The sequence below is a fragment of the Bradyrhizobium brasilense genome, from assembly GCF_029714345.1.
Lineage (GTDB): Bacteria > Pseudomonadota > Alphaproteobacteria > Rhizobiales > Xanthobacteraceae > Bradyrhizobium > Bradyrhizobium australafricanum.
This window is the reverse complement of sequence record NZ_CP121669.1, coordinates 7,692,988-7,716,856: the sequence shown is the minus strand read 5'-3', so window position 1 is coordinate 7,716,856 and position 23,869 is coordinate 7,692,988. Positions and strand designations below refer to the sequence as shown.

At 65.3% G+C, this 23,869-nt stretch carries 21 protein-coding genes; 14 read left to right on the top strand and 7 right to left on the bottom strand.

What is annotated here, in order from left to right:
* Nucleotides 1-205: 205 nt before the first annotated feature.
* Nucleotides 206-823, top strand: a complete 618-nt coding sequence (locus QA635_RS35570) for a LysE family translocator (RefSeq protein ID WP_028333127.1) — start codon at nt 206-208, stop codon at nt 821-823.
* Between the two features lie 149 nt (nt 824-972).
* Nucleotides 973-2,760: an adenylate/guanylate cyclase domain-containing protein gene (locus QA635_RS35565; protein WP_283064421.1), complete on the top strand. Its 1,788-nt coding sequence runs from the start codon at nt 973-975 to the stop codon at nt 2,758-2,760.
* A 64-nt stretch (nt 2,761-2,824) separates the two neighbouring features.
* Here QA635_RS35565 and QA635_RS35560 read toward each other — a convergent pair whose 3' ends face one another.
* From QA635_RS35560 to QA635_RS35550, 3 genes are read right to left on the bottom strand one after another with little or no spacing between them, the layout of a single operon-like run.
* Nucleotides 2,825-3,748 (bottom strand): FAD binding domain-containing protein, encoded by a 924-nt coding sequence (locus tag QA635_RS35560; protein ID WP_283064419.1) that lies wholly within the window; start codon nt 3,746-3,748, stop codon nt 2,825-2,827.
* Nucleotides 3,745-6,426 (bottom strand): molybdopterin-dependent oxidoreductase, encoded by a 2,682-nt coding sequence (locus QA635_RS35555; protein ID WP_283064417.1) that lies wholly within the window; start codon nt 6,424-6,426, stop codon nt 3,745-3,747. The genes QA635_RS35560 and QA635_RS35555 overlap by 4 nt, the downstream gene beginning before the upstream one ends.
* Complete coding sequence (locus tag QA635_RS35550) at nt 6,423-7,097, bottom strand: TetR/AcrR family transcriptional regulator (protein ID WP_425249092.1); 675 nt, start codon at nt 7,095-7,097, stop codon at nt 6,423-6,425. The genes QA635_RS35555 and QA635_RS35550 overlap by 4 nt, the downstream gene beginning before the upstream one ends.
* A gap of 193 nt (nt 7,098-7,290) precedes the next feature.
* Between QA635_RS35550 and QA635_RS35545 the strand changes: the two genes are divergently transcribed.
* Complete coding sequence (locus QA635_RS35545) at nt 7,291-7,524, top strand: DUF6894 family protein (RefSeq protein WP_028333132.1); 234 nt, start codon at nt 7,291-7,293, stop codon at nt 7,522-7,524.
* Between the two features lie 9 nt (nt 7,525-7,533).
* Nucleotides 7,534-7,713: a hypothetical protein gene (locus tag QA635_RS35540; RefSeq protein ID WP_283064414.1), complete on the top strand. Its 180-nt coding sequence runs from the start codon at nt 7,534-7,536 to the stop codon at nt 7,711-7,713.
* Between the two features lie 12 nt (nt 7,714-7,725).
* Here QA635_RS35540 and QA635_RS35535 read toward each other — a convergent pair whose 3' ends face one another.
* Nucleotides 7,726-8,658: a helix-turn-helix domain-containing protein gene (locus tag QA635_RS35535; RefSeq protein ID WP_283064412.1), complete on the bottom strand. Its 933-nt coding sequence runs from the start codon at nt 8,656-8,658 to the stop codon at nt 7,726-7,728.
* Nucleotides 8,659-9,027: 369 nt separating this feature from the next.
* Here QA635_RS35535 and QA635_RS35530 point away from each other — a divergent pair, with 369 nt between their 5' ends.
* The 6 genes from QA635_RS35530 to QA635_RS35505 all read left to right on the top strand — a co-directional run bounded on the left by QA635_RS35530 (nt 9,028) and on the right by QA635_RS35505 (nt 15,728).
* Nucleotides 9,028-9,978 (top strand): helix-turn-helix domain-containing protein, encoded by a 951-nt coding sequence (locus QA635_RS35530; RefSeq protein WP_283064409.1) that lies wholly within the window; start codon nt 9,028-9,030, stop codon nt 9,976-9,978.
* A 131-nt stretch (nt 9,979-10,109) separates the two neighbouring features.
* Complete coding sequence (locus QA635_RS35525; protein ID WP_283064407.1) at nt 10,110-10,445, top strand: hypothetical protein; 336 nt, start codon at nt 10,110-10,112, stop codon at nt 10,443-10,445.
* Between the two features lie 116 nt (nt 10,446-10,561).
* A complete protein-coding gene (locus QA635_RS35520) occupies nt 10,562-11,767 on the top strand; it encodes an NAD(P)/FAD-dependent oxidoreductase (protein WP_283064405.1) in 1,206 nt (401 codons plus the stop codon).
* 336 nt (nt 11,768-12,103) lie between these two features.
* Nucleotides 12,104-14,365 carry a TonB-dependent siderophore receptor gene (locus tag QA635_RS35515; protein ID WP_425249217.1) on the top strand — a complete coding sequence of 754 codons (2,262 nt, stop codon included), beginning with the start codon at nt 12,104-12,106 and terminating at the stop codon, nt 14,363-14,365.
* Between the two features lie 84 nt (nt 14,366-14,449).
* Nucleotides 14,450-15,538 carry a PepSY-associated TM helix domain-containing protein gene (locus QA635_RS35510; RefSeq protein WP_283064401.1) on the top strand — a complete coding sequence of 363 codons (1,089 nt, stop codon included), beginning with the start codon at nt 14,450-14,452 and terminating at the stop codon, nt 15,536-15,538.
* 7 nt (nt 15,539-15,545) lie between these two features.
* Nucleotides 15,546-15,728: a hypothetical protein gene (locus QA635_RS35505; RefSeq protein ID WP_092087447.1), complete on the top strand. Its 183-nt coding sequence runs from the start codon at nt 15,546-15,548 to the stop codon at nt 15,726-15,728.
* A gap of 193 nt (nt 15,729-15,921) precedes the next feature.
* Here the strand turns inward: QA635_RS35505 and QA635_RS35500 are convergent, their stop codons facing one another.
* On the bottom strand, nt 15,922-17,661 hold the full coding sequence (locus QA635_RS35500) for an adenylate/guanylate cyclase domain-containing protein (RefSeq protein ID WP_283064398.1): 1,740 nt from the start codon (nt 17,659-17,661) through the stop codon (nt 15,922-15,924).
* A 128-nt stretch (nt 17,662-17,789) separates the two neighbouring features.
* On the bottom strand, nt 17,790-18,587 hold the full coding sequence (locus tag QA635_RS35495; protein WP_283064396.1) for an N-formylglutamate amidohydrolase: 798 nt from the start codon (nt 18,585-18,587) through the stop codon (nt 17,790-17,792).
* A 104-nt stretch (nt 18,588-18,691) separates the two neighbouring features.
* Between QA635_RS35495 and QA635_RS35490 the strand changes: the two genes are divergently transcribed.
* The 3 genes from QA635_RS35490 to QA635_RS35480 all read left to right on the top strand — a co-directional run bounded on the left by QA635_RS35490 (nt 18,692) and on the right by QA635_RS35480 (nt 20,914).
* The gene (locus tag QA635_RS35490) at nt 18,692-19,591 is read left to right on the top strand and encodes a transglutaminase family protein (RefSeq protein WP_028343411.1); all 900 of its coding nucleotides are present in this window, start codon (nt 18,692-18,694) and stop codon (nt 19,589-19,591) included.
* Between the two features lie 2 nt (nt 19,592-19,593).
* Complete coding sequence (locus QA635_RS35485) at nt 19,594-20,406, top strand: transglutaminase-like domain-containing protein (RefSeq protein ID WP_283064390.1); 813 nt, start codon at nt 19,594-19,596, stop codon at nt 20,404-20,406.
* A gap of 109 nt (nt 20,407-20,515) precedes the next feature.
* Nucleotides 20,516-20,914, top strand: a complete 399-nt coding sequence (locus QA635_RS35480) for a gamma-glutamylcyclotransferase family protein (protein ID WP_283072020.1) — start codon at nt 20,516-20,518, stop codon at nt 20,912-20,914.
* A 155-nt stretch (nt 20,915-21,069) separates the two neighbouring features.
* On the opposite strand, the gene QA635_RS35475 is transcribed toward QA635_RS35480, so the two are convergent.
* Nucleotides 21,070-21,624 (bottom strand): chlorite dismutase family protein, encoded by a 555-nt coding sequence (locus QA635_RS35475; RefSeq protein ID WP_283064387.1) that lies wholly within the window; start codon nt 21,622-21,624, stop codon nt 21,070-21,072.
* A gap of 210 nt (nt 21,625-21,834) precedes the next feature.
* Between QA635_RS35475 and dnaG the strand changes: the two genes are divergently transcribed.
* Complete coding sequence (dnaG, locus tag QA635_RS35470) at nt 21,835-23,856, top strand: DNA primase (protein ID WP_283064385.1); 2,022 nt, start codon at nt 21,835-21,837, stop codon at nt 23,854-23,856.
* Nucleotides 23,857-23,869 lie beyond the last annotated feature (13 nt).

The window sequence follows — 23,869 nt, the reverse complement described above, 5'->3', positions numbered from 1 at the left end:
GTCGGATCGCATCGCCAGATGCGATCCGGGTGAGGGGTACAGGTCTAACGACTCGCACCGCCTGGCGGAGAGAGCCCCTCACCCCAACCCTCTAAGAGCGAGCTTCGCTCGTCTCGACCCCGCGAAGAACGGGGAGAGGCGGCGGGCCGCTTCCATGTTCGGCTCTTGCGTGCATAATGACGATAAGAAACAAACGAGTTCTCCCATGTCCCTGCAAGCCTATTTCGCCTTCGTCGCCGCCTGCATCGCGCTGGCGCTGCTGCCCGGTCCGATCGTCACGATGGTGATCGCCAACGGGCTGCGCTACGGCACGCGCGCCGCGCTCACCAACGTGCTGGGCGCGCAGGTCGGACTTGCGATCGTGATCGGCACCGTCGCGGTCGGGTTGACCTCGCTGATGGCGACGATGGGCTACTGGTTCGACTGGGTGCGCTTTGCCGGCGCCGCCTATCTGGTCTGGCTCGGCTTCAAGCTGATCCGCTCGCCGGTCGAGGGCGTCAGCACCGACGACACGCCGCCGCCGCCGCGCGGCGGCTTCTTCCTGCAAGGCTTTCTGGTGCTGCTCTCTAACCCGAAGGTGCTGGTGTTCTTCGGCGCCTTCATCCCGCAGTTCATGGATATGGACAAGCCGCACGTTCCGCAGGTGGCGCTGCTCGGCCTCACCTTCATGGCGACCGCCGTGCTGACCGACGCCGCCTACGCCTTGGCGGCCGGCCGCGCCCGCAAATTCTTCTCCAAGGAGCGGACCCGGCTGATGTCGCGCATATCAGGCGGCTTCATGATCGGCGGCGGCATCTGGCTGGCGCTGACCCGGGCGCGATAGACCCGCTGGGCGATAGCCTCAAGATCGTCGTTGACCAAGCCGCCGATTTCCAGCCTGGGCAAGCAGCGCGGACGTTTGCTCTAGCCCGGAGGCCGTCAGCCGTGCTTTGATCGGCGACGAAAATTAACCCCTCGTCCGGGGGCATGTCCTTGACCACCGATAGCATGGATCGGCGTCTGGCAGCGGTTCTGGCGGCCGATATCGCCGGCTACAGCCGGCTGATGGGAATCGACGAGGAAGGCACCCTGGCCAAGCTGAAGTCGGTCAGGCGGGCGTTGCTGGATCCAGCGCTGGCGGCGCATCGCGGCCGTGTCGTCAAAACGACCGGCGACGGAATACTCGTTGAATTCGCCAGCGCCGTCGACGCGGTGCGCAGTGCCGTCGAAGTGCAGCGCCGAATGGCCGATCAGAATGCTGCCGTGCCGACGGAACAGCGGCTCGAATTCCGAATCGGAATCCACGTCGGCGACATCATCGTTGATGACAACGATATCTTTGGCGACGGCGTCAACATCGCAGCGCGCCTGGAGGGGATTGCCGAGCCGGGTGGCGTCTGCATTTCCGATGACGTGCAACGGCACATTCGCGGCAAGGTCGATGCGACCTTCGAGGACATGGGGCCGCAGGTCCTGAAGAATATTGCCGAGTCTATTCGTACATGGAGGCTTCGCGTCGGCGGCGCCTCCGCAGCGGCCGCGGTCGCGAAGCACGCGTTCACTGCTCCGGCTTCCCAACCCGCGATTGCCGAGAAAGCCTCCATCGCGGTGCTGCCGTTCCAGAATATGAGCGGCGATCCGGAGCAGGAATACTTTGCCGACGGCGTCGTCGAGGACATCATTACCGCGCTGTCGCGCTTCAGATCGCTGTTTGTGATCGCGCGCAATTCAAGCTTCACCTACAAGGGAAAGTCCGTCGACATCAAGCAGGTCGGGCACGAGCTCGGTGTGCGATACCTGCTGGAGGGGTCAGTGCGCAAGTCGAGCGACCGCGTTCGGATCACCGCGCAACTGATCGAGGCTGGCAGCGGTACGCATCTCTGGGCGGACAGGTTCGATGGCGAACTGAGGGACGTGTTCGATCTGCAGGACCAGGTCACCGCAAATGTCGTCAGCATCATCGCTCCGAAGATCCAGCAGAGCGAAATCGAACGAACCCGAACCAAGCCGACCGACCGTCTCGATAGCTACGACCTCTTTCTGAGAGGCATTGCGGCCTATGCAGATCGCTCCAAGTGGGGCGACGCCGAACTGGGCGAGTGGTTCAAAAAGGCCTGCGCGCTTGATCCCAACTATGCGGCCGCTCAGGTCATGCTGGCCTATTCGTCGCTGCTGAAACAGACCACGCGCGGCACGCCCCCCGGCGCGCAGGAGTTGGCGGAGGCGCTGCGGATCGCCGGGCTCGCCTGCGTGCTGGCGAGCGACGATCCGTTCGTGCTGGCGCGCGCGGCTCACATGTTTGCCTATCTCGGCCACGACTACGATCGCGCCGAGACCATGATCGAAGAGGCGATCTCGCTCAATTCGAACGATGCTGCGGCGTGGGGATATCGCGGCTGGATTTCGCTCATGTGCGCGCAGCCGGCACGCGCGATCGAAAGCTTCGGGCACAGACTCCGGCTCAGCCCGATCGATCCCGGGCGGGCGTCCATGTGGAACGGAATCAGTTTCGCGCATTTCATGCTCGGTCAGTATGAGCAGGGCCGCGCGGCCGCCGCCAAGGCGCTGGTGATCGGCGAGGACGCACACACGCTCAGCGCGTTGATCATGAACGAGGTCGGCTCGGGGCGCCTCGACGAGGCCCGCGTCATCGCCGGCCGCCTGCTCAAGCTGCGGCCCGATTTCCGCGCGTCCTACGCGCGGCAGAATTTTCCGACCAGGACCGTCGAATGGGGCGACCGCATGGTCGCCGTGCTGTGTGAGGCCGGCATTCCGGCGTAGGAATTCCTGGATCCATGCATTCCAGACGCGACGCTGCCTCGAGGCCGCGAATGGGCGCTTGAGCCTACGCCACGATCCGCTCGACGACGTCGCGCACCAGGCCCGTCAGCAGTTCGAGCTTGTATCCGGTCATCGGCAGCGGCCTGGCTCCCGAGATCGCCAGCTCGGTCGCTTGCGCGATGGTCGCCGCGTTAATCTGCTTACCCTGCAGCGCCGCCGCGGACGCGGCAAGACGCAGCGGGACCGGAGCGATGCCGCCGGCGGTAATGTGCACTTGCTGAAATGCGCCGCCGGAGATCACCGCACGCACGCAGATCTCGACCAGCGGCCATTCCGCATGCGTCCGGCTGATGGCGCGCTTGTACAGCGCGCGCTCGCCGGCCAGCGGAACGGGGAGCTCGATCCGCTCGATGCGTTCGCCCGGTGCAAGCAGATTGTCGGTCGCGCCGTTGCTACCGTCGCCGAGCAGCTCTGAGATCGACATGCCGCTGCGCCGGTCGGTGGTGACCTTCGCATCATAGGCGAGCAGCGCCATCGCCATCGTCGACGGATGCGGCGCGACGCATGGGCCGAGATCGATCGCGACGTGATAGAGGTGATTGCCGGATCGCGCCGGACAGTCGGCGCCACCCTTCTTGAGGCAGGCGATCTGCGGATTGCGAAAATACCAGCAGCGCGAGCGCTGGGCGAGGTTGCCGCCGAGCGTCGCCATGTGCCGGATCTGCGGCGTGGCGAGGCCCTGCGCGGCTGCGGCGATGCCGGGGTAAGCCTGGGCAAGCCGCGGATCGAATGCGATCGCAGCGATCGTGGTCAGGGCGCCGATGCGGGCCGAGCCGTCCGCGTTCCACGCAACACCGATCGTGTCGGGACTGGCGGCGAGATCGATGATCGAGCCGCACGACAGGCCGCTGCGGCGACGCTCCGACAGATCGGTGCCGGCGGCGCGGAATTCGGGCGCGGAGATGACGTCTGCAGTCGCGACACTCATGCGGCATCCCTCCCTTTCAGCGCGGCGACGATGCGATCGGGCCGGATCGGAATCTCGGTGAGGCGGACGCCGATCGCGTTGTGGATCGCGTTGGCGACGGCGGCCGAGGTCGGCACCGTCGACGCCTCGCCGATGCCGACGCTGTTGCCGAGCACATGGTCGAAGCCGGCTTCGTCGAAATGGACCTCGATCTCCGGCGTGTCGGCGATCCCAGGGATGCGGTAATCCTCCATCCCCGCGGTCAGGACGTCGCCGCTGGTCGGATCAAGCTCGCGCGCCTCGTAGAGCGCGTAGCCGAGGCCCTGGATTACCGCGCCGCAAGCCTGGCTGCGCGCCAGCGCGGGCGCTGCGATCTTGCCGACCGCGATGCCGGTATGCACGTTGAGCACGCGGACATGGCCGAGCCAGGTGTCGACCTCCACCTCGATGACCTGCACCGAGCTCGGCACGCCGGCGCCGACCGCGATGTTCGAGAAGCGGCGCATCATCCAGCCGAACACCATGCCCATCAAGCCGACTTCGCGCAGCGGCGAGCGGATGCCGGGCGCGGTGTTCTTGCCGTCCTCGCCGCGCGTCTCCACCATTGCGATGTCGGGCGAGCGCGCGATCAGCTCGCGCCAGGGCGCGTTCGAGCCGGGCGCCGGCTTTCGCGTGGCCTGTTCGAGCATCGCGGCCTTCAGCTTCCGCACCGCCTGCAGCGTCGGCGGCATCACCGAGGCGGTGACGCGGCTGCCGCCGGAGCCGGGGCCTTCGGGCAGCGAGGAATCGCCGATCCGCACATCGATCTCGGCGGGTTCGAGATCGAACTCGCGCGCGATCGCGTCGGCAAGCACGCTGCGGGTGCCGGTGCCGATGTCCTGGGTCGCGGTGCTGGCGACGATGCGGCCGGCCTTGACCGCGACCTCGACCTTCACCTTGGGCTGCCAGAGATAGAGCCAGTAGCCCGTGGCGACCCCGATGCCGCGGCGATAGCGCCCGTTCTGCGCCGGCTTGCGGTTGCGCCAGATCTCGAGCCCGGATGCCCAGTCGTAGAGCCGCTGACGGTTGGGATCGGGATCCCAGCGCTTGCGCAAGGCGATCGGATCGACATTGAGCCGCAGCGCGGCCTCGTCGATCGACTGCTCCACCGCGAACGCCATCGGCGGACCGCCGGGGCCGCGAAAGGCGGCGCCGGGCGGCAAATTGCTGATGACGTCAAAATCCGAAAGGTCCTTCGCCTCGGCCGGATAGATCAGCCGCGCCAGTCCCGCGATCGTCGAGTTGGTCGCGGCCCCGGTATCGGCGTGCGCGGTGACCGAGAGCGCTTTCAGGCCGCCCTGGTCGGAGGGCAGCAGCGCGACCTTCAGCTCAGCAGCCGGCCGATAGCCTGCGACGGAGAGCTCTTCCTGGCGATCATAGGCGACCCGCACCGGCGCTTTCGCCGCGCGGGCCAGCTCGATCGCGGCGATCGTCTCGGTGCCGAGGCTCGCTTTCGAGCCGAAGCCGCCGCCGACGTGCTCCGCGATCACGCGGACCTTGTCGTGATCGAGCTTGTAGCGTTTTGCGATCTGCTCCTTCAGGTGAAACACCTGCTGGGTCGAGGCGTGCAGGGTCAGCCGGTCGCCGTCGAAGCGCGCCACCGCGGCGTGGGGCTCGAGACAAGCATGCTGCTGCGTGGCGGTGCGGAAGGTGGCTTCGACGAGTAGCTTGTTGTTGGCCTGGCGTGCCTCGTCCACCCAGTTGCGGGCCTTCTTGGCGCGGGTCGAGAAAACAGCGGTCGGCCCGCGGATGTTCTGCTTCCAGGGCGCCGGCCCGCCGGCCGCTTCCGAGACGTTGCCGGCCCGCTTGCGGCTCGCCTTGTCGAACACCACGGGCGCATCATCCTTGCGTCCGGCGTCGAGCCCGATCACCGCGGGCAGCCGCTCGCTGGTCAGCTTGATCGCGGCGAGCGCGGCCAGCGCCGTCTTGCGATCGCGGGCGGCAACCGCCGCAATCGGCTCGCCGACATAGCGCACGATGTGGTCGTCGCCGAGCAGCGACACCGCGGTAACGCCGGGGAGCGCGCGTGCCGGCGCCAGATCGAGCGTGGCGATGCGTGCATGCGCCTCGCGCGAGCGCAGGATCAGGCCTTCGAGCTGGCCGTCATGATGGATGTCGACGGTGTATTTCGCCGCGCCCGTCACCTTGTCGCGCGCCTCGATGCGGGGCGCCGTGACGTGATCGCCGTCGAAGCGGCCGGCACAGGCATCCGCCACCGCGCGGAAGATCCCGTCATAGGCGCCGCAGCGGCAGAGATGGCCGGACAGCGCCGCGCCGATCTCCTCGCGCGACGGCACCGCCGTTCCCCTGGTCGCGCGCCAATGGTCGCAGAACGCGGTCGCTTCCACGATGAAGCCGGGCGTGCAGAAGCCGCATTGCAGGGCGTCATGCGCCATGAACGCCTTCTGCACCGGATGCAGCCCGGACGCGCCGATGGCTTCCACCGTCGTCACCGATTTGCCGGCGGCGGCGTGCGCCGGCATCAGGCAGCTTGCGACCGGCGCGCCGTCGACCAGCACGGTACAGGCGCCGCAGACGCCGGCGCCGCACACTAGCTTGGTGCCGGTGAGCTTGAGCTGGTCGCGCACGATGTCGATCAAGAGCGCATCGGGATCATCGGGCAGGGATTCGACGCGGCCATTGACGGTCGTCGTGCTCATAAATGTCCTCCGCTTGTCCTGCGTGTCGGCCTCTTGGGGATTGCCGCCTTCTTGACGGGCGGTTTTTGCAATTTCGGCAAAGGTTTCGACTTGGCGCCGGCGCAGAGCGTCCGCACCATGATCGCCATGTCCTTCAGGAACGCATCCGACGGCTGCATCGCCGGATATTGCGACTTCGCTGCGTACATCGCCATCTCGACCAGCCGCGCGAATTCGGCCGGCGAAAGGTCCTGCGGCAGCGCGAGCTGCTGCTTGCGCACGACCCGCGTGATGGTCGCGACCATGCGCTCCGCATAGCGCGCGGCGTAGGTCTGGTAGAGGTCGCGCGCGTGCACGAGGTGCTCGGAATACAATTCCTCGAGATGCGGCGAGCCGTCCAGCGAGCCGATCATGGTCGACATCCGCGCGGTCATGCCCGCGGCGAGGATGTCGCCGAGATCGCCGCCCGCCGTCTCGGCTGCGGCAACGGCGGTCTCCTCGGCCGCGATCGCGCTCTCATGCACGCGCTCGATCACGGCGCGGAACAGCGCTTCCTTGGATTCGAAGTGGTGATAAAGCGCCTGCCGTGTCAGGCCGGCCGCCTCGGCGACCTGCTCGATCGAGGAGCGGCGAAAGCCGTGCCGGCGGAACACCAGCATGGTGGCATCGAGGATGCGGGTTTTCGGTCCCATTTGACGATTTTGACAAATATAGAAGAACTGTCAAATCGCGATTTGGTGAGGGGGCGATGCTGGGGCTTGATCACCATTCCGCGAGGCCGCCGCGCGGCCCGCGCCCATGTGAACCGGCTTGCGAATGGTCGCGTCGAAGAAACGTGGAGCTCCAAAGACGACCTTCTGGTCCGGAGCTTGCGAGGATACGCACATGACCCAGGTCTTTTTCCATTGCTCGACCACGCACGGGGTGCTGATGGATCGCCGCGGCACCTCGGTGACCAGCCTCTCGGAGGCCTGCGAGGCGGCGACGTGCATGATGCGATCGCTGGTCGCAACGGTCAGCCTGGAAGACTGGCGCGACTGGGTCGTGCATGTCAGCGACGAGTCCGGCGAGGAGATCGTGATCCTGTCCTTCGCATCCGTTCTTGGGAAGCCGCACTGAGAGGGCGCCATGCTGTCACCGCACGCATCATTGCTCCTTCTGCGCGACAGCTGGAACGCGATCACGACGAGCTTGCAGAATCTGATCGCGCGAATTCGCGATCCCTACCGGCCCGAGCTGCACTACATGCGCGGACCGGGTCCCAAATGGCACGCGAAGCATGCCGTTCGAGCCGCGCCGGCCGGTTGAACGCGGCGCTGTTCAGCTCTCGCTTCTCGCCGGGCGGTGCATTTCGCGCCGCCACGCCGCCGGGCTGACGCCGACCACGGCGGAAAACACCCGCGTGAAGTGGCTTTGATTGGCGAAGCCGGCCGAAATCGCGATCTCGGACAGCGACAGGTCGCGCGCCGCCATCAGCTGCTTGGCCACCTTCAGGCGCTGCTGAAGCAGCCATTGGTGCGGCGGCAGGCCGGTGGAGATGCGGAAGGTGCGCGAAAAATGGCCGACCGACAGATCGAGCTCGGCCGCGATCTGCTTCAGGGAAATCTTCCCGCTGAGGTCGGACTCGAGCTTTTCGCAGGCGCGGTTGATCTGCCAGGCGGCGAGGCCACCGCGGGTCGGTCCGGTCGGGTGTTGTATTCCGCCATAGGTGCGGGTGACGTGCGCGGTCATCGCCAGCATCATGTGGTCGATGAACAGCTGGTTGGTCTCGTCCGGCCGACGCAATCCCTCGCGCAGCAGCGCCCCGACATGACGAATGACGCCGTCGTCGTGACCGGTGCCGATTTCGCAGGCCAGTTCGCCGATGCGCGGCGAGCCGGTCTGTTCGGCGAAATCAGTAAGCGCCGAGCGCGGCAGATAGAAGAACAGCGAGTGGAACGGCTTGTCGATCACGTAGCGCGGATCGCGTTTGAGATCGTAGAGATAGGTCGCGCCCGCAGGGATATCCCGCTTCATGAGGCACTTGCCGCCTTCCCACAGCTCGCAGTCCGGATAATCGTGCAGCTTCAGGCTGACCAGAAAGGCATCCTCGGCGGTGAGTGATCCGGACAGCCCGGGCACCGGGTTGTCGTCCCGGGTTTCGGTGACCGCGAGTTCGGCGCTGCGCAGCGTACGCGTGATCAGCGCCGGCGGCGTATCCTTCAGGCGCAGGAATTGCCCGAGCCGCTGCCCGTAGGCGCCCGCCTGTGTCATGTGTGTTGGGTCCATCATTGATGCGCAGCCGGGCAGGGACCTTTCAGTCATCCTGCGAAGCAGTCACTCATTATCCGGGATTGCCGCCGTGCAGTCCAGTTTGCTCACGGGATCATGAACGACCTGCCGGCCGATCGCGGCCAAGCGATTCCAGAACGATTTCAATTGCCTTGGTTCGATCGGCCGTACCCGACGCAGAAATGTCGCAGCGCTGCGCTTGGCGCAGAATTGGGCAAAGCATGGCCGTTTCAGGAAAGACAGCTGAACTGCACGGCGCTTAGGTCCGGCGGGCAGTTCCGCGCCTCACAGGTCCCACAGACCGGGCCCGCAAGGAGGGAGCGCATGAGCCTTCAAACGCGAGCACAGGTGATGAGTAAGCCGATCCTGCACGATGCTTTGCGGGATTCGCCCGCCGCATCCGATGCGCGGCAGACCGAGGCGCCGGCCGGTCCGCGCTGCCCGGCCGGCCAGGAGATGGCCCGCGTGCTCAAGACGCAGCCGCTTCGCATGGCGGCCGACCCGTCGAGCGGCGCGATCGCCTATTGGAAGCATGACGCCCTGCACGACGTGGTCAGGCCGATGGCCGACCATGTCGTCATGAGCTATCCCGCCGGCTCGCAGCGGCTGGAGCGGCGCACCGGCAAGGTGGCTTCGATCGGAACGGCGCGGTCCGGGGTCGTGACGATCATTCCGGCCGGCTCGACCTCGCGCTGGGATATTCACCAGTCCTTGCATGTCGTTCAGCTCTATCTTCCGCATGCGACGCTGGCGCGCGTGGCCGGCGAAGCCGACACCGCCGCTCCCGGCGATCTGCTGGAGCGCACCGGGCATCCCGATCCGATTACATCGCGGTTGCTGCTGAGCGCCGCTGATGCGCTCGATGGCAGCGCGGCGCTGGATGCGCTGTTCCGGCAGCAACTGACGGATCTCTTGGCCACGCGCCTGCTGTCGGCGCATGCCGGCGTGCCTGCCACGGTGCAGGCGACCGTGGGCGGTCTGGCGCCGACCGCGCTGCGCCGCGCCATCGAGCGGTTGCGCTCGGACAGCGATGCGGACGTCTCGCTCGCGGCGCTGGCGACGGACGCCGGCCTGTCGCGCTTTCACTTCTGCCGCGCCTTCAAGGAAAGCACCGGGCTCTCGCCGCATGCCTGGCTGCGCCAGCACCGGCTCGAGCAGGCCATGAACATGCTGCGCGACACCGACGCATCCGTGGTCTCGATCGCGGCGGCGCTCGGCTACAGTTCGCAGACCGCGTTCGCGGCCGCGTTCAGGAAGCTGACCGGCGAGACCCCGAGCGATTGGCGGCGCCGCCTGCGGTAGAGCGTTTTCGAGCAGATAACGGAAAATGCTCTAGCCGCAATCGCTCTTCAGGTCGGGCAATCGCTCTGGGGCACTCATAAGGCCAATTCGCTAGATCACCGTGGCGCTTACGCCAACAACGGAGACAAGCGATGGCCTGGAAGGATTTCGGTAGCTCCCTTGCAGTCACACGGCGACGCCGGGTCCTCGCGACTGCACTGATGTACGGACTTACGCTCACCGTCCGCTTCACGTCGGCAACCGGCGAGGACGCCGATGCGCCGGCGCAGACCGTTCAGGGCGCCGATGCCATGACGTCGGTGATGATCAGCGACGCCGCCCAGGCACTCTACCGCGATTGGCTCCCGGGGGCCGCGCTGCCGATCGGCCTTCAGCATGGATCGCTGTCGGGCGCGAGAGGTTGTCGCGCGGCGTGCATGCCCGGGGCACGCACGCCGTTCCTGTCGAGCTGCGCCGCCCGGCAATAGGCGCTCGCTTTCGTTTCACCTCTTCGCGTCGCCGATCGCGACAGGCTTCGCCGCAAGCGGCAGGCAGCGGCGGCAACGCGCGGACATCAGAGACTGTCAACCCAGAGGAGATACCCATGCGAATTGTCATCATCGGCGCCGGCTTTGCCGGCATGTACGCCGCGCTCTCCGCAGCCCGCCTGCGCGACATCAAGGGCGTCTCGCCCGAGGAACTCGAGATCGCGCTGGTCGCGCCGGAGCCGACCCTGGTGGTCCGCCCGCGGCTCTACGAGCCGAAGCCGGAGACGCTGACCGCGCCGCTGCTCGACGTCTTCAACGCGATCGACGTCGTCTATGTGCAGGGCAGCGCCGAAGCCGTCGACACCAAGGCCCGCACCGTGCAGATCGTCACCGCCAAGGACGCGCGCAAGACGCTGCCTTATGATCGCCTTGTGGTGGCGACCGGCAGCCGGCTGTTCCGTCCGAACGTGCCCGGCCTCGCCGAGCATGGCTTCAGCGTCGACAATCTTGCGGACGCGATCGCGCTCGACCGCCATCTGCACGACCTCGCCAAACAGCCGGCATCAGTGGCCCGCGACACTGTCGTCGTTGCCGGCGGCGGCTTCACCGGCATCGAAGCGGCGACCGAGATGCCGGCGCGGCTCCGGGATATTCTCGGCAGCGACGCCAAGCCCCGCGTCGTGATCGTCGATCGCAACGTGGCGATTGCACCCGATATGGGCGAGGGCCCGCGCCCGATCATCGAGGACGCGATGCGCAAGCTCGGCGTGGAAGGCCGCTTCGGTGCCGGCGTCGCCGAGGTCAGCAAGTCCGGCGTCACGCTCTCCAGCGGCGAGCATATCGAGGCCGTGACCGTGGTCTGGGCGGCGGGCATTCGCGCCGCGCCGCTGACCACGCAGATCCCGGCGGAACGCGACAATTTCGGCCGGCTGTTGGTCGATCGTGATCTGCGCGTGCCGTCGGTCGCGGGCGTGTTCGCCACCGGCGACGCGGCGCGCGCCGCATGCGACGATGTCGGCAATTACGCGCTGATGTCGTGCCAGCACGCGACGCGGATGGGCGCCTTTGCCGGCAACAACGCCGCCGCCGAGCTGCTCGGTGTCCCGACCAGGCCGTATCACCAGAAGGCCTATGTCACCTGCCTCGACCTCGGCGAGGCCGGCGCGCTGTTCACCCGCGGCTGGGAGCGGAAGGTCGAGATGGTCGGCGACGTCGCCAAGAAGACCAAGCGGGAGATCAACACCGTCTGGATCTATCCGCCGCGCGCCGAGCGTGCCGCGGCGCTCGCATCCGCCGATCCGGAGCACGTCACCGAAGTCTGACGCTGAGCTCGGCGAGAGCACAGCAACTGCGATCATCGCTTCCGCGCGCGGCGTCGTTCGATCGCCGTGCGCGGAACTGACTCGAAGTATCGCGGAGCGAAACGCAGTTTAGAATCGTCCTTAGAAGCGCTCGAAAAATCTGAGGCGCATTGACGCAGTTTCGCTGCGTTCACGTTGCGAGCTCGCAACACCATCGGCGATAAGCCCAACACTGGATGTGTTCTAATCACCGATCAGCTGCGTACGTCTTTCATCGTGTTAGTGACGGCGAGGATGAAGGCGATGTGAGTTGACGGGGGTCGGATGTTTCGTCGCACTGCGCTGGCGGCCGGGTACATGGCCGGCAGTGGTTTGTTCGTGCTGAGTGTGGTGATGCCGCGTGAAAGCGTTGCGCAATCGGCGCTGCCGCCGGTGACGGTCGAGGCGCCGAAACAACAGCAGCAGGCGCGGCGGACGCTGCCGGCGCGACGCGCGGCGCGTCCTGCACGTACGACGCCGCGATCGATCGCGAACCGGGCGCCCGCGCAGAACGTTCCAGCACCGGGGCCGAGTGGCGGTGGAGAGCGCGGCAACGGGCCCGTCACCGGCTATCTCGCAAGCCAGAGCGTCACCGCAACCAAGACCGACAGCCCGGTCCTGACGACGCCGCAGTCGATCTCGATCGTCACCCAGGATCAGATCCAGGCACAGGGTGCGCAGAACATCACCGAAGCGCTGCGTTACACGCCCGGCGTGACGATCGAGAGTTTTGGCGCCAACGCGTTCTTCGACGAGTTCAAGCTGCGGGGCTTCACCGCGCCGCGTTATCTCGACGGGCTGCGGCTGCCGACCGACACCACGACCTTCGCGGTCCCGCGCATCGAGACCTATGGTCTCGAGCGCATCGAGGTCCTGAAGGGCCCGTCATCCGGCCTGTATGGACAATCCGATCCGGGCGGCCTGTTGAACCTGGTCAGCAAGCGGCCCACCGAGACGCCGCATTACGAGATCGAGGGATCGTTCGGCTCGTTCGATCGCTTCCAAGGCGCCTTCGACATCGGTGGTCCCGCCGACAAGGACGGCCGGGTGCTTTACCGCATCGTCGGCCTTGGCCGCGACAGCAACAGCCAGACCGACTTTGTTCAGGACAACAAGCTGTTCATCGCGCCGAGCTTCACCTGGCGCCCGACCTACGACACCAGCTTCACCGTGCTCTCGCAGTACCAGAAGGTCGACAACAAGGGTTACCAGCAATACGTCCCGGGACAGGTGTCGTTCCTGCCCAACCCCAACGGACATATTCCCTACAGCCGTTACCTCGGCGAGCCCGGGCTGGATGGCTATCATCTCGAGCAGTTCGCGGTCGGCTACGCGTTCGAGCATCGCTTCGACAACATCTTCCAGTTCCGGCAAAACCTCCGCTACACCCAGGTCAGCAACGACCTCGCATCGGTGCGGACCGAGGGCATGGTGACGGATCGTCTGGTCGCGCGCAGCTACAACTACGTCAAGGCCAATGCCGCCAATGTCGCGCTCGACAATCAGCTGCAGGCGGATTTCGCGACCGGGCCGCTGGTCCACAAGGTGCTGGCCGGCGTCGACTACTTCGATCTGTGGGCGAACACCGACTATCGCACGACGCCGATTGCGCCGATCGATGCCTATAGTCCGGTCTACGGCACCGCCGTTCCGTCAGCCAGCTCGCTGGCGCCGTTCATTCTGCGCGACGACAGACAGTCGCAGCTCGGCGCCTATCTGCAGGATCAGATCAAGCTCGATCGCTGGATGTTGACCATGAGCGGCCGCCAGGATTGGGTCAGCTCCGGCTTCACCAGCATGGCGTTCTATCCGCCGGCCGGCCATTATTCGCGCGATGACTCGGCGCAAACCGGGCGCATCGGCCTGAGCTACCTGTTCGATATCGGCCTCGCGCCCTATGTCAGCTACGCGACCTCGTTCACGCCCAACCTCGGCGCCGACAGCGTCGGCCGGTCGTTCAGGCCGACGACGGGCGAGGGCGCGGAGGTCGGCGTCAAGTTCAAGCCGAACGGCTCGAACTTCATGGTGACGGCGGCAGCGTTCGATATTCGTCAGCAGGACGTACTGACCGCCGATCCACTCAATCCGCTCTTCAACGTGCAGACCGATGCCGTGCGTGTCCGCGGCTTCGAGCTCGAGCTGAAGGGCAATCTCACGCGCGAGTTCGAGATCACGGCGGGATACACCCATCTCGATCCGCGGGTGACGACGAGCATCGCCGGCTATGCCGGCAAGTACATGATGAACACGGCGCAGGACCAGGGCGCGGTCTGGGGCAAGTATACCTGGTATGACGGCGCGCTCGCGGGCCTTGGGCTCGGCCTCGGTGTGCGCTATGTCGGCGAGACCTACGGCGACAACTTCAACACCTTTGTCATTCCCTCCTATGCCTTGCTCGATGCGTCGGTCAGCTACGACTTCGCCTATCTGCGGCCGGACCTGAAGGGATGGAAGGCGCAGGTCAACGTGACCAATCTGACCGACCACTTCTATGTCGCATCCTGCCTCACCGGGCTTCCCTATTGCGGCCTCGGCAATGGCCGCACGGTGCTGGGCACGATGAAGTACACCTGGAACTAGGTAACGAAATTGACTGCGACGACCAGATCCTTGCGGCGATGGGGCGCTGTCCATAAATGGACCAGCCTCATCTGCACGTTGTTCATGCTGCTGCTCTGCATCACCGGCCTGCCGCTGATCTTCCACGAGCAGATCGACGATCTCCTGCACAGCCAGGTCAAGCCGGCCGACGTGCCGCCAGGCACGCCGCCGGCCAATCTGGACCGTCTGCTCGGCAACGCGCTCGCGCAGGCGGCTGGAAAGGTGCCTCACTTCCTGATCTGGGATCGCGACGATCCGAGCGCGATGTTCGTCAGCGTCGGCCCGACCATCGATGCCGATCCGACCAACAATTTGCTGATCCGGATGGATAAGCATACCGGCGCCTATCTCGATGCGCCCGATGTGACCGGCCGCTTCACCTACATCATGTTGAAGCTGCACACCGACATGTTCGCAGGCCTGCCCGGCAAGCTGTTCCTCGGATTGATGGGGATCCTGTTCTGCGTCGCGATCATCTCCGGCATCGTCGTCTATGCGCCGTCGATGCGGAAGCTGCGTTTCGGCGCCTACCGCGCGCAGCGGACCCGCGTCGTGCGCTGGCTCGACGTCCATAATCTCGCGGGCATCCTGCTCGTCGCCTGGACGCTGGTCGTGGGCTTCACCGGGGTGATCAACACCTGGGCCGATCTCGTCCTCAAGATGTGGCAGTTCGGCCAACTCGCCGAAATGACCGCGCAGTACAAGGACCGGCCGGTGCCGTCGAAGCTGACCTCGCTGAATGCGGCGGTCGAAGTGGCCACCCATGCGGTGCCCGGCATGACGCCGAGCTTCGTCGCCTTCCCGGGAACCCTGTTCAGCAGCAAGAGTCACTACGCGGTGTTCTTGCACGGCGATACGCCGCTGACCTCGCGGCTGCTGAAGCCGGCGCTGATCGACGCGGAAACCGGCAAGCTGACCGACACAAGGGATATGCCCTGGTATGTGACGACCCTGTTCGTCTCGCAGCCACTGCATTTCGGCGACTATGGCGGCATGCCGCTCAAGATCGTCTGGGCGCTGCTCGACATCCTGACCATCTTCATCCTCGTGACCGGCGTGTATCTCTGGATGCGCCGCCGCAAGGCGGGCGTGAGCCAGGAACGTGCGATCGCCAACGCCGCCTCCATCGACAAACCCGCATTATCGTCGTGACGTCAGCATGGTCTCGCATCGTTCATTGACCCAGATCTTCGGCGCTCCGCTCGTCATCGCGATCGTGAGCACGGTCGGATTGATCAGCGCGCTGGTCGGCGACGGCTGGTGGGATGCAGTCTCATGGGCCGGGCTCGGCCTGCCTGTGCTGCTCTATCTGGTGTTCATCTGGCGGCGCCAGCCGAATTGATCGGGTTCGCTCCTGATCGCGCCTCGAACCGGTCGTGCAATCAGCAAAGCTGGTCCAATCGGAATATGCCGATCCCTGCGGTGTCTCATCCGCGGAGATGCGCAAGAAATCCAACGGGCAATCGAACAAGCAGTCGCGGCCGCACAGGTGCCTGGCGTGTGGCGTCGCGCCGGCATTGTAAGAGGACGGGTCGTCACTCCGGGAGCCCCGCCATGCGTAGCGGGTTGACCAATGCGTCCAGGTCGCTCTGTCGACGATACGGCAGCAGCCGGGCCCAGCGGGCCAGGCTGAAATTGGGGTGGCCCGCCAGCAAGTCGGTTGAGATACTGCGCGCGTCATCTTGCCGGCCGAGATTCCAGAGCGCCGCTATGAGGGTCGACTGCGCGGTCCGCCAGAGCGGCCGCTGCCTCAGTACGCGGGAGGCTATATCGTGCGCCGCCGCGAAATCTCCGAGATGAAATCTTGCGCGCGCTTCGTCGACCATGGATTCGTTGCGCTCAATCGGACTGAGCCGTTGGGCGTGTTCCTCGTAGAGGACGGCCTTTCGGAAATTGCCGGCGTAGCCGTGGTACATGCCCGCCATGTGATGGGCGTCAGAGCTGCTGGGAGCGAGGCTGATCGCGGTTTCTCCTGCTGCCACAGCCTCATCATGACGACGTTGATAGGTACGAACATAGCCGATCACCAGGTATGCTTCCCCGAAGCTGGGGTCGGCGGCGAGAGCCCGATCAGCGCAGCCCAGTGCGGCTTGATACGCTTCATTTTCATCCTTGATCCAACCGAAGCGCGCCTGGTCAGTCAGGGTAAGACCCAACAAGTAGAGCGCCGGCATGAACGAGGCATTGATCTCCAGCGCCTGTTCAAAAAGCTTCCGGGCCTGTGCGTGAGTTTGCCTTGCGAAATTAACGTACAGGGCGCGTCCCTTCAAAACATACTCATAAGCCAGCGGACTGCCCGAGCGCTTTCTCCACACCCTTGCGCGTTCGCCGACCGTCAACTGGACCTCAAGCGCTTCGACGATCTCTTGCGTAATTCGGTCCTGGAGATCGAACACGTCGTCCAGGTCTCCGTCAAAGCGATCCGCCCAGAGATGACCGCCGTCTCGACCATCAATCAACTGCGCCGTCAACCTGATGCGATTGCCGATCTTTCGAACGCTCCCTTCCAGCAGATAACGAGCACCCAGGATCTGCCCGATTTCGCGAATGTCCCTGTTCTGCCCCTTGAACGCGAAGCTCGAGTTGCGAGCTATCACCATCAGTTCCTGAATCTTCGACAGGGTCGTAAGGACGTCTTCCGCGATCCCATCCGCGAAATACTCCTGCTCGTTGTCGCCGCTCATGTTCTGGAACGGCAGCACCGCGATGGAGGGCTTTCCCGAGAACGGGCGCACGTGATGCGATTCGGCGGGAGTTGGATGGCGCTCAGGCGAAGTTCTGGCGCCAATCTTCATTCGCCAGGCGCGGATCGGTTCAGTGATGTTTTTCAGATTCTGTTGGCCCATGTCTTCGAAGGCTGCATCGACCTTGCTCCGGATCTGCCGGTAGGCGTCGTCAGACAGGCATATGCCGCCCGGGTCCGCGATGTTCTCCAGCCGCGCGGCGATGTTGACGCCGTCGCCGAAAATGTCGTCGTTGTCGATGATGATGTCGCCGACGTGAATGCCGATGCGAAATTCGATCCGCTGCTGTTGCGGTGCGGATGCGTTAAGCTCCGCCATCCTGCTCTGAACCTCTACAGAGCTGCGCACTGCGTCGACGGCGCTGCCGAATTCGACCAGCATACCGTCGCCGGTCGTTTTGACGATGCGGCCTCGATGAGCGGCGATCGTTGGATCAATGAGATTCTTTCTGGCCGCCTTAAGCCGCGCGAGCGTGCCTTCCTCGTCCGTTCCCATCAGGCGACTGTAGCCGGCGACATCTGCCGCCAGCACTGCTGCCAGTCGCCTTTCCACTCGCTCGGGCGCCACGGACTACCCTAACTTGGAAGTTCAACCCGGCCAATTAAAGCACGTCGAGCCGCCTTCGGGCTAGAGGCCACGCCCTGGCTGACCGTCAGTCGCTAGATCAGGGCTTCCGTGCGCAGCGTCGCCTCGATCTCGCCGAGGATGCGCGCCAGCCGTTCGGCCCACGCCGTCTCGCCGGCTTGGTCGGAGATCAGGTCCTGGCGGATCTCGATGCCCGAGTTCATCAGGCCGCGTGCCTCGCCATGCACGGGGATCGTGTAGTCGGTCTCGTCGCTGACCGCATAGGGCTCGTTGTCGCCGACCACGAGATCGCCCTCGGCGCGCAGATGCTTCAACAGCAGCGGCGGCAGCACCGTGTCGCGGTGGTAGAGCGTGCCGATGTGCCAGGGTCGCGCGATGCCGGCGTAGATCGGCGTGAAGCTGTGCAGCGACACCAGCATCGTCGGCAGGCCCCGACGCGCGCGCGCGTCGATGATCTCGTCGATGCGTTTGTGATAGGGATCGAAGATCTGCGCGTGGCGCATCTCGGCGGCCTCGCGCGACAGGCCTTCATTGCCCGGCACCGTGGTGGCCTCGCTAATCAGCGGAATCGAGCTTGCGACATGCGGCGGACGATTGCAGTCGATCACGAGCCGCGAATAGCGCTGCGCGATCAAATGCGCGCCAAGCCGCTCCGAGAGCCGGGTTGCGACGCCGGCGATGCCGATGTCCCAGGCGATGTGCCGCACCAGCTCATCTTCGGGCAGGCCGAGGTCACCGAGCGGAGAGGGAATCAGCCTGCCGTAGTGGTCGCAGGTGAACAGGAACGGCGAGCGGCCGCCGGCATTGTGTTCAAGAACCGGTGAAGCGTCGGTGCTCGCGAGCAGGAACGATGGACCGCCTCCGTAATTCAAGGGCTTTTTTCCTCGACTTTGCCTATTCAGGCGGCATGCTGATCTGGAATCGGGCAGCTTTCTCTATAGATTATGCAGCCCGAAATCACGATGATTGTTTGAAGATGCCGCTGCTGACTATTCATCACAAGACCGTTTATCGCTACGCGCGCCCGGTGGCGTTCGGCGAGCACCGCATCATGCTGCGGCCCCGTGACGGCCATGATCTGCGCGTGCTCGACAGCGCACTTGTGATCGATCCACAGCCGATGTCGCTGCGTTGGATCCACGACGTGTTCGGCAACAGCATGGCGATCGCCGCCTTCGACGAGCGCGCCGACACGCTGTCCTTCGTCTCGACCGCGACGGTGGAGCACAATCCGGCCGATACGTTCGCGCTGACGCCGGACGATCCCGCCTATTTCTATCCGTTCCTCTACGACGATGAGGAATTCCCCGATCTGCAGCAGTTCATCACGCCGCAATATGGCGACCCGAACGGCGAGCTGTCGGCCTGGGCGCGGCGCTTCCTCGATGTCGAGGCGCCGACGCCGACTTTCAAGATCCTCAGCGGCATGACCCACGGCATCCGCGAGGCGTTCAGCTATCGCAAGCGCTACGAGCAGGGCACCCAGCATCCGCTCGACACGCTGCGCACGCAGTCCGGCACCTGCCGCGACTATGCGCTGTTCATGATCGAAGCGCTGCGCCGGCTCGGCGTCGCCGCGCGCTTCGTCTCCGGCTATCTCGCGATGCCGCCCGGCAGCGCGCACGGCTATGTCGGCGGCGGCTCGACCCATGCCTGGGTGCAGGTCTATCTGCCGAGCGCGGGCTGGATCGAGTTCGATCCGACCAACGGCATCGTCGGCACGCGCGATCTGATCCGCGTCGCGGTGGCGCGCGACCCGCGCCAGGCGATCCCGCTGCACGGCGTCTATCTCGGCGCGGCGGACGCCTTTCTCGGCATGGATGTCGACATCAAGGTGGTCTCGGTCGGCGAGAACGCGGAGCAGGAGACGGCCTGACGATGCAGATCAAGGTCGGCTTCGAGATCACCTACACGGCGGCGCAACCGACCCCGATGGTGATCATGCTGTCGATCCATCCGTCGCGCTACGCCGACATCGTCGGCACCGAGCGCCTTTCGACCGAACCGGACGTGCCGATCGGCCTCTATCGCGACGGCTTTGGCAATGTCTGCGGGCGGCTCGTTGCCCCCAGCGGTGGCGTCACCTTCCGCGGCAGCGCGCTGGTGCGCGATTCCGGACTGTCTGACATCGTCAATCCGGCTGGACAGCAGCTGCCGGTCGAGCAATTGCCGGACGACATGCTGCTCTATCTGATGCCGAGCCGCTATTGCGAGACCGACAAGCTGACCGATGTCGCCTGGTCGCTGTTCGGCAACACACCGCAGGGCTGGGCGCGGGTGCAGGCGATCACTGATTTCGTGCACCACCACGTGACGTTCGGCTATCAGCACGCCCATCACATGAAGTCGGCGCACGACGTCTATGAAAGCCGCGCCGGCGTCTGCCGCGACTTCGCGCATCTGGCGCTCACCTTCTGCCGCTGCATGGGCATTCCGGCGCGCTACTGCACCGGCTATCTCGGCGACATCGGCGTGCCGCCGGACCCCGCGCCGATGGATTTCTCCGGCTGGTTCGAGGTCTATCTGTCGGGCCAGTGGTACACCTTCGATGCCCGCCACAACACGCCGCGGATCGGCCGCATCCTGATGGCGACCGGCCGCGACGCCGCCGACGTCGCCCTCACCACGAGCTTCGGCCGCATGACGCTGACGAAGTTCGTCGTGGTGACGGACGAGGTGGCGGCGGCCTAGCGTCCCCCGGGATTTTCTGTCATTCCGGGATGGTGCGTTAGCACCAGACCCGGAATCTGGAGATTCCGGGTCTGGTCCTTCGGACCATCCCGGAATGACAACTGAACCCATGATCTCCGATCTTCTTTTCGTCTACGGCACGCTGATGCGCGGCTTCGACCATCCGATGGCGAAGCTGCTCGCGGGCAATGCCGAATTCCTCGGGCCGGCGCAGTGCCGCGGCCGGCTCTATTTGGTGAAGCATTATCCGGGCCTGGTCGTGTCGGACGATCCGGCCGACATCGTGCATGGTGAGCTGTTCCGCTTGCGGGAGCGTGAGGCCATGCTGCGTGAATTCGACATGTACGAAGCCTGCGGCGAAGGCTTTCCGCCGCCGACCGAATATGTCCGCGAGATGCTTGCCGTCACGCTCGCCGACGGCAGCGTGAGCGAGGCGTGGACCTATCTCTACAACTGGCCGGTCACCGAGCTGCCGCGGATCGCGTCAGGAAAATTCCTCGAGCATTAGCGCTCGGACGTACCGCATGTTTCGTCATGCCCGGGCTTGACCCGGGCATCCATCTCACTTCGCAAGAGTCATTCTTTTGATGGATTGCCGGGTCATAGGCGAGCGGAAGCGACGCCGTCATTCTGACGGCTGTGCCGGCCACCACGAAAGAGAAGTCAATCCTCCCGCACCACGCGGATGTCGACCTCGCGCTCGACATAGCTCCATTCCTCGGTCGCGCGCAGCATGCCGACCAGTTCGTCGAACAAGGTGACGTGGTCGGGGGCGAATTCGAACCAGGTCAGGAAGTCGAAGGGCATGCCGAGGTCGCGCGAATGAAACAGCTGGCGGGCGATTGCGGGGAGGAATTTCAGGGTGCCTTCGATGTGGTGCGACTTATCCTCGAAGATCTTGCGGCGCTCCTCCTGCGTCAGCTCCCACCATGCCGCGGATTTCCGGATCGGGATCAGCGCCGCGTGCGTTGCCTCGCTGCGGCCGAGCCCGGCCTGCATGGCCAAAAGCTTCTCCCGTTCCTCCTTCTCGGTGTAGCGCAGATGGCTGGCGACGCCGGCGAGCCGCCAGGAGGTCTGCGCCGGCAGCAGCGGTAGCGCGATCGATTCGCTCGCAACGATCGACAACGCCGCGACCTTCGGCAACGTCTCGCCCTTCACCCGCGTGATGGACGTGACCTGCCAGCCGCCGCTCTGTCCGCCTCTGAATGTCGTGAACATGGCCTATCCAATCCCGGAAGCGGGGAGGGGGCAAGCTTGCCGCACGGGCTCTCCACCGTGGATTTGGGGGTAGCCCGCTCGACGGAGCCGTGACGGGCCAGACCTGTGAATAGCCCGGAAAAGCCCCACATTGTTCGGCATGGCGGGCCGTGCCGCTATATGGCTAACCGGTTGTCCGCGATTCGCCGCCCGAGCCCAAAATCCTGACTGATGCGTTTCACGCCCGAATTCCTCGATGAACTGCGCGCCCGGCTTCCGGTCTCGGAAGTCGTGGGCAGGCGCGTCAAGCTCAAGAAGGCCGGCCGGGAGTGGAAGGGGCTGTCGCCGTTCCAGCAGGAGAAGACGCCGTCGTTCTTCGTCAACGACCAGAAGCAGGCCTGGTTCGACTTCTCGTCCGGGCTGAATGGCAACATCTTCGACTTCCTGATGAAGACCGAGGGCGTGACTTTCCCCGAGGCCGTGGAACGTCTCGCCGCGATGGCGGGTGTCCCGCTGCCGGCGGTGACGCCCGATGCCGCGCGGCACGAGCAGCACCGCCGCACCCTGCACGACGTCATGGAACTGGCGACCAAGTTCTTCGCCGACACGCTGGCCTCGCGGGGCGGCGCCAAGGCGCGCGGCTACCTCGCCGACCGCGCTATCTCGCCGGCGACCCAGCTTCAGTTCCGGATGGGCTATGCGCCGCCGGACCGCTTCGCGCTGAAGGAACATCTCGGCGCGTTAGGCATCTCCACCGACGACATGGTGGAGGCCGGGCTTCTGGTGTCCGGCGAGGACAAGCCGGTGCCGTTCGATCGTTTCCGCGACCGCGTCATGTTCCCGATCACGGATGCCCGCGGCCGCGTCATCGCGTTCGGCGGGCGTGCGCTGGAGAAGGACGTTCCGGCAAAGTACCTGAACTCGCCGGAAACCACGCTGTTTCACAAGGGCGACAATCTCTACAATCTGTTCACCGCGCGGCAGGCCGCGCATGACGGCGCGCAGCTGATCGTCGTCGAGGGCTATGTCGACGTCATCGCGATGGTGACGTCGGGCTTTCCCGGCGCCGTCGCGCCGCTCGGCACCGCCCTGACCGAGAACCAGCTCGGCCTGCTCTGGAAGATGGTCGACGAGCCGATCCTTTGCTTCGACGGCGACCGCGCCGGCCAGAAGGCGGCTTATCGTGCTGCCGACCTTGCCTTGCCGCAGCTCAAGCCCGGCAAGAGCCTGCGGATTGCGCTGCTGCCGGAAGGGCAGGATCCCGACGATCTCGCCCGCTCCGGCGGCCGCGGCGCGATTGAGGACGTGATCTCGGCCGCGCGTCCGCTCGCCGAAATGATCTGGTCGCGCGAGATCGAGGGCGGCAATTTCGATACGCCCGAGCGCCGCGCCGCGCTGGAGGCGCGGATCGGCGAGCTCACCAATGGCATCCGTGACGAGGTGGTGCGCCGCTATTACCGGCAGGACCTGCAGGAGCGGCTGCAGCGCAATTTTGCGCCCGAGGGCGGCCGAGGTGGTTATGGCCGCGGCGGCTACGGAAGGGGCAATTTCGGCGGCGGCCGCGGTGGCGAATCACCCCGCCAGTTTGCCCCCCGGGGACCTGCCCAAAACGGCCGACAGGGAGGCCCGCAGGGCGGCCGGTTCGGTGCCACCCCCGGGATTTCACGGGGTCCCTATCAGGCCGCCAGCCCCCAATTGGCCAACAGCCCGATCATGCGCGGCCAGCGCAGCGCGATCTCCCGCCGCGAGGCCCTGATCCTGCAATCCCTGATCAACCACCCCTGGCTGCTGCACGACCATCTTGAGGAGGTGGCGGCGCTGGAGCTCGGCCATCCCGAGGCCCACAAGCTCAGGGCCGCCATCATCGCCGCCTTTGCCCACGACCATCACCATTCCCCTGACGCCGAGGAGCAGGCCGAGAAGATGCGGGCCGACCTCGAAGCGGGCGGATTATCCCCGATTCTTCAAAGGGTTGAGCGAGCGATCACAACCCAGGCGGTGTGGGGCGCGCAGATCGGCGCGGCGCGCGAGGATGTTTTATCAACCTGGCGTCAACTCGTTGCCTTGCATCAGAAAACCCACGCCTTACTTAGGGAAAGAAAAGATGCGGAAGCGGCTTTGGCTGAAGACTCCAGCGAGGCCAATCTGGCATGGTTGCAGGATATCCAGGCCCGGATGGCAGAAGCCGACGGGACCGAAGCCCTGATTGAAGGGTTCGGCGAATTATCGGGCCGGTTCCAGCGTAATGTCTGATAACAAAAATGCT

Excerpts from the sequence above, each read along its gene's own strand:
- QA635_RS35570 (WP_028333127.1), top strand. The coding sequence starts at position 206 with ATGTCCCTGCAAGCCTATTTCGCCTTCGTCGCCGCCTGCATCGCGCTG.
- QA635_RS35560 (WP_283064419.1), bottom strand. The coding sequence starts at position 3,748 with ATGAGTGTCGCGACTGCAGACGTCATCTCCGCGCCCGAATTCCGCGCC.
- QA635_RS35555 (WP_283064417.1), bottom strand. The coding sequence starts at position 6,426 with ATGAGCACGACGACCGTCAATGGCCGCGTCGAATCCCTGCCCGATGAT.
- QA635_RS35550 (WP_425249092.1), bottom strand. The coding sequence starts at position 7,097 with ATGGGACCGAAAACCCGCATCCTCGATGCCACCATGCTGGTGTTCCGC.
- QA635_RS35545 (WP_028333132.1), top strand. The coding sequence starts at position 7,291 with ATGACCCAGGTCTTTTTCCATTGCTCGACCACGCACGGGGTGCTGATG.
- QA635_RS35540 (WP_283064414.1), top strand. The coding sequence starts at position 7,534 with ATGCTGTCACCGCACGCATCATTGCTCCTTCTGCGCGACAGCTGGAAC.
- QA635_RS35535 (WP_283064412.1), bottom strand. The coding sequence starts at position 8,658 with ATGACACAGGCGGGCGCCTACGGGCAGCGGCTCGGGCAATTCCTGCGC.
- QA635_RS35530 (WP_283064409.1), top strand. The coding sequence starts at position 9,028 with ATGAGTAAGCCGATCCTGCACGATGCTTTGCGGGATTCGCCCGCCGCA.
- QA635_RS35525 (WP_283064407.1), top strand. The coding sequence starts at position 10,110 with ATGGCCTGGAAGGATTTCGGTAGCTCCCTTGCAGTCACACGGCGACGC.
- QA635_RS35520 (WP_283064405.1), top strand. The coding sequence starts at position 10,562 with ATGCGAATTGTCATCATCGGCGCCGGCTTTGCCGGCATGTACGCCGCG.
- QA635_RS35515 (WP_425249217.1), top strand. The coding sequence starts at position 12,104 with ATGGCCGGCAGTGGTTTGTTCGTGCTGAGTGTGGTGATGCCGCGTGAA.
- QA635_RS35510 (WP_283064401.1), top strand. The coding sequence starts at position 14,450 with ATGCTGCTGCTCTGCATCACCGGCCTGCCGCTGATCTTCCACGAGCAG.
- QA635_RS35505 (WP_092087447.1), top strand. The coding sequence starts at position 15,546 with ATGGTCTCGCATCGTTCATTGACCCAGATCTTCGGCGCTCCGCTCGTC.
- QA635_RS35490 (WP_028343411.1), top strand. The coding sequence starts at position 18,692 with ATGCCGCTGCTGACTATTCATCACAAGACCGTTTATCGCTACGCGCGC.
- QA635_RS35485 (WP_283064390.1), top strand. The coding sequence starts at position 19,594 with ATGCAGATCAAGGTCGGCTTCGAGATCACCTACACGGCGGCGCAACCG.
- QA635_RS35480 (WP_283072020.1), top strand. The coding sequence starts at position 20,516 with ATGATCTCCGATCTTCTTTTCGTCTACGGCACGCTGATGCGCGGCTTC.
- QA635_RS35475 (WP_283064387.1), bottom strand. The coding sequence starts at position 21,624 with ATGTTCACGACATTCAGAGGCGGACAGAGCGGCGGCTGGCAGGTCACG.
- dnaG (WP_283064385.1), top strand. The coding sequence starts at position 21,835 with ATGCGTTTCACGCCCGAATTCCTCGATGAACTGCGCGCCCGGCTTCCG.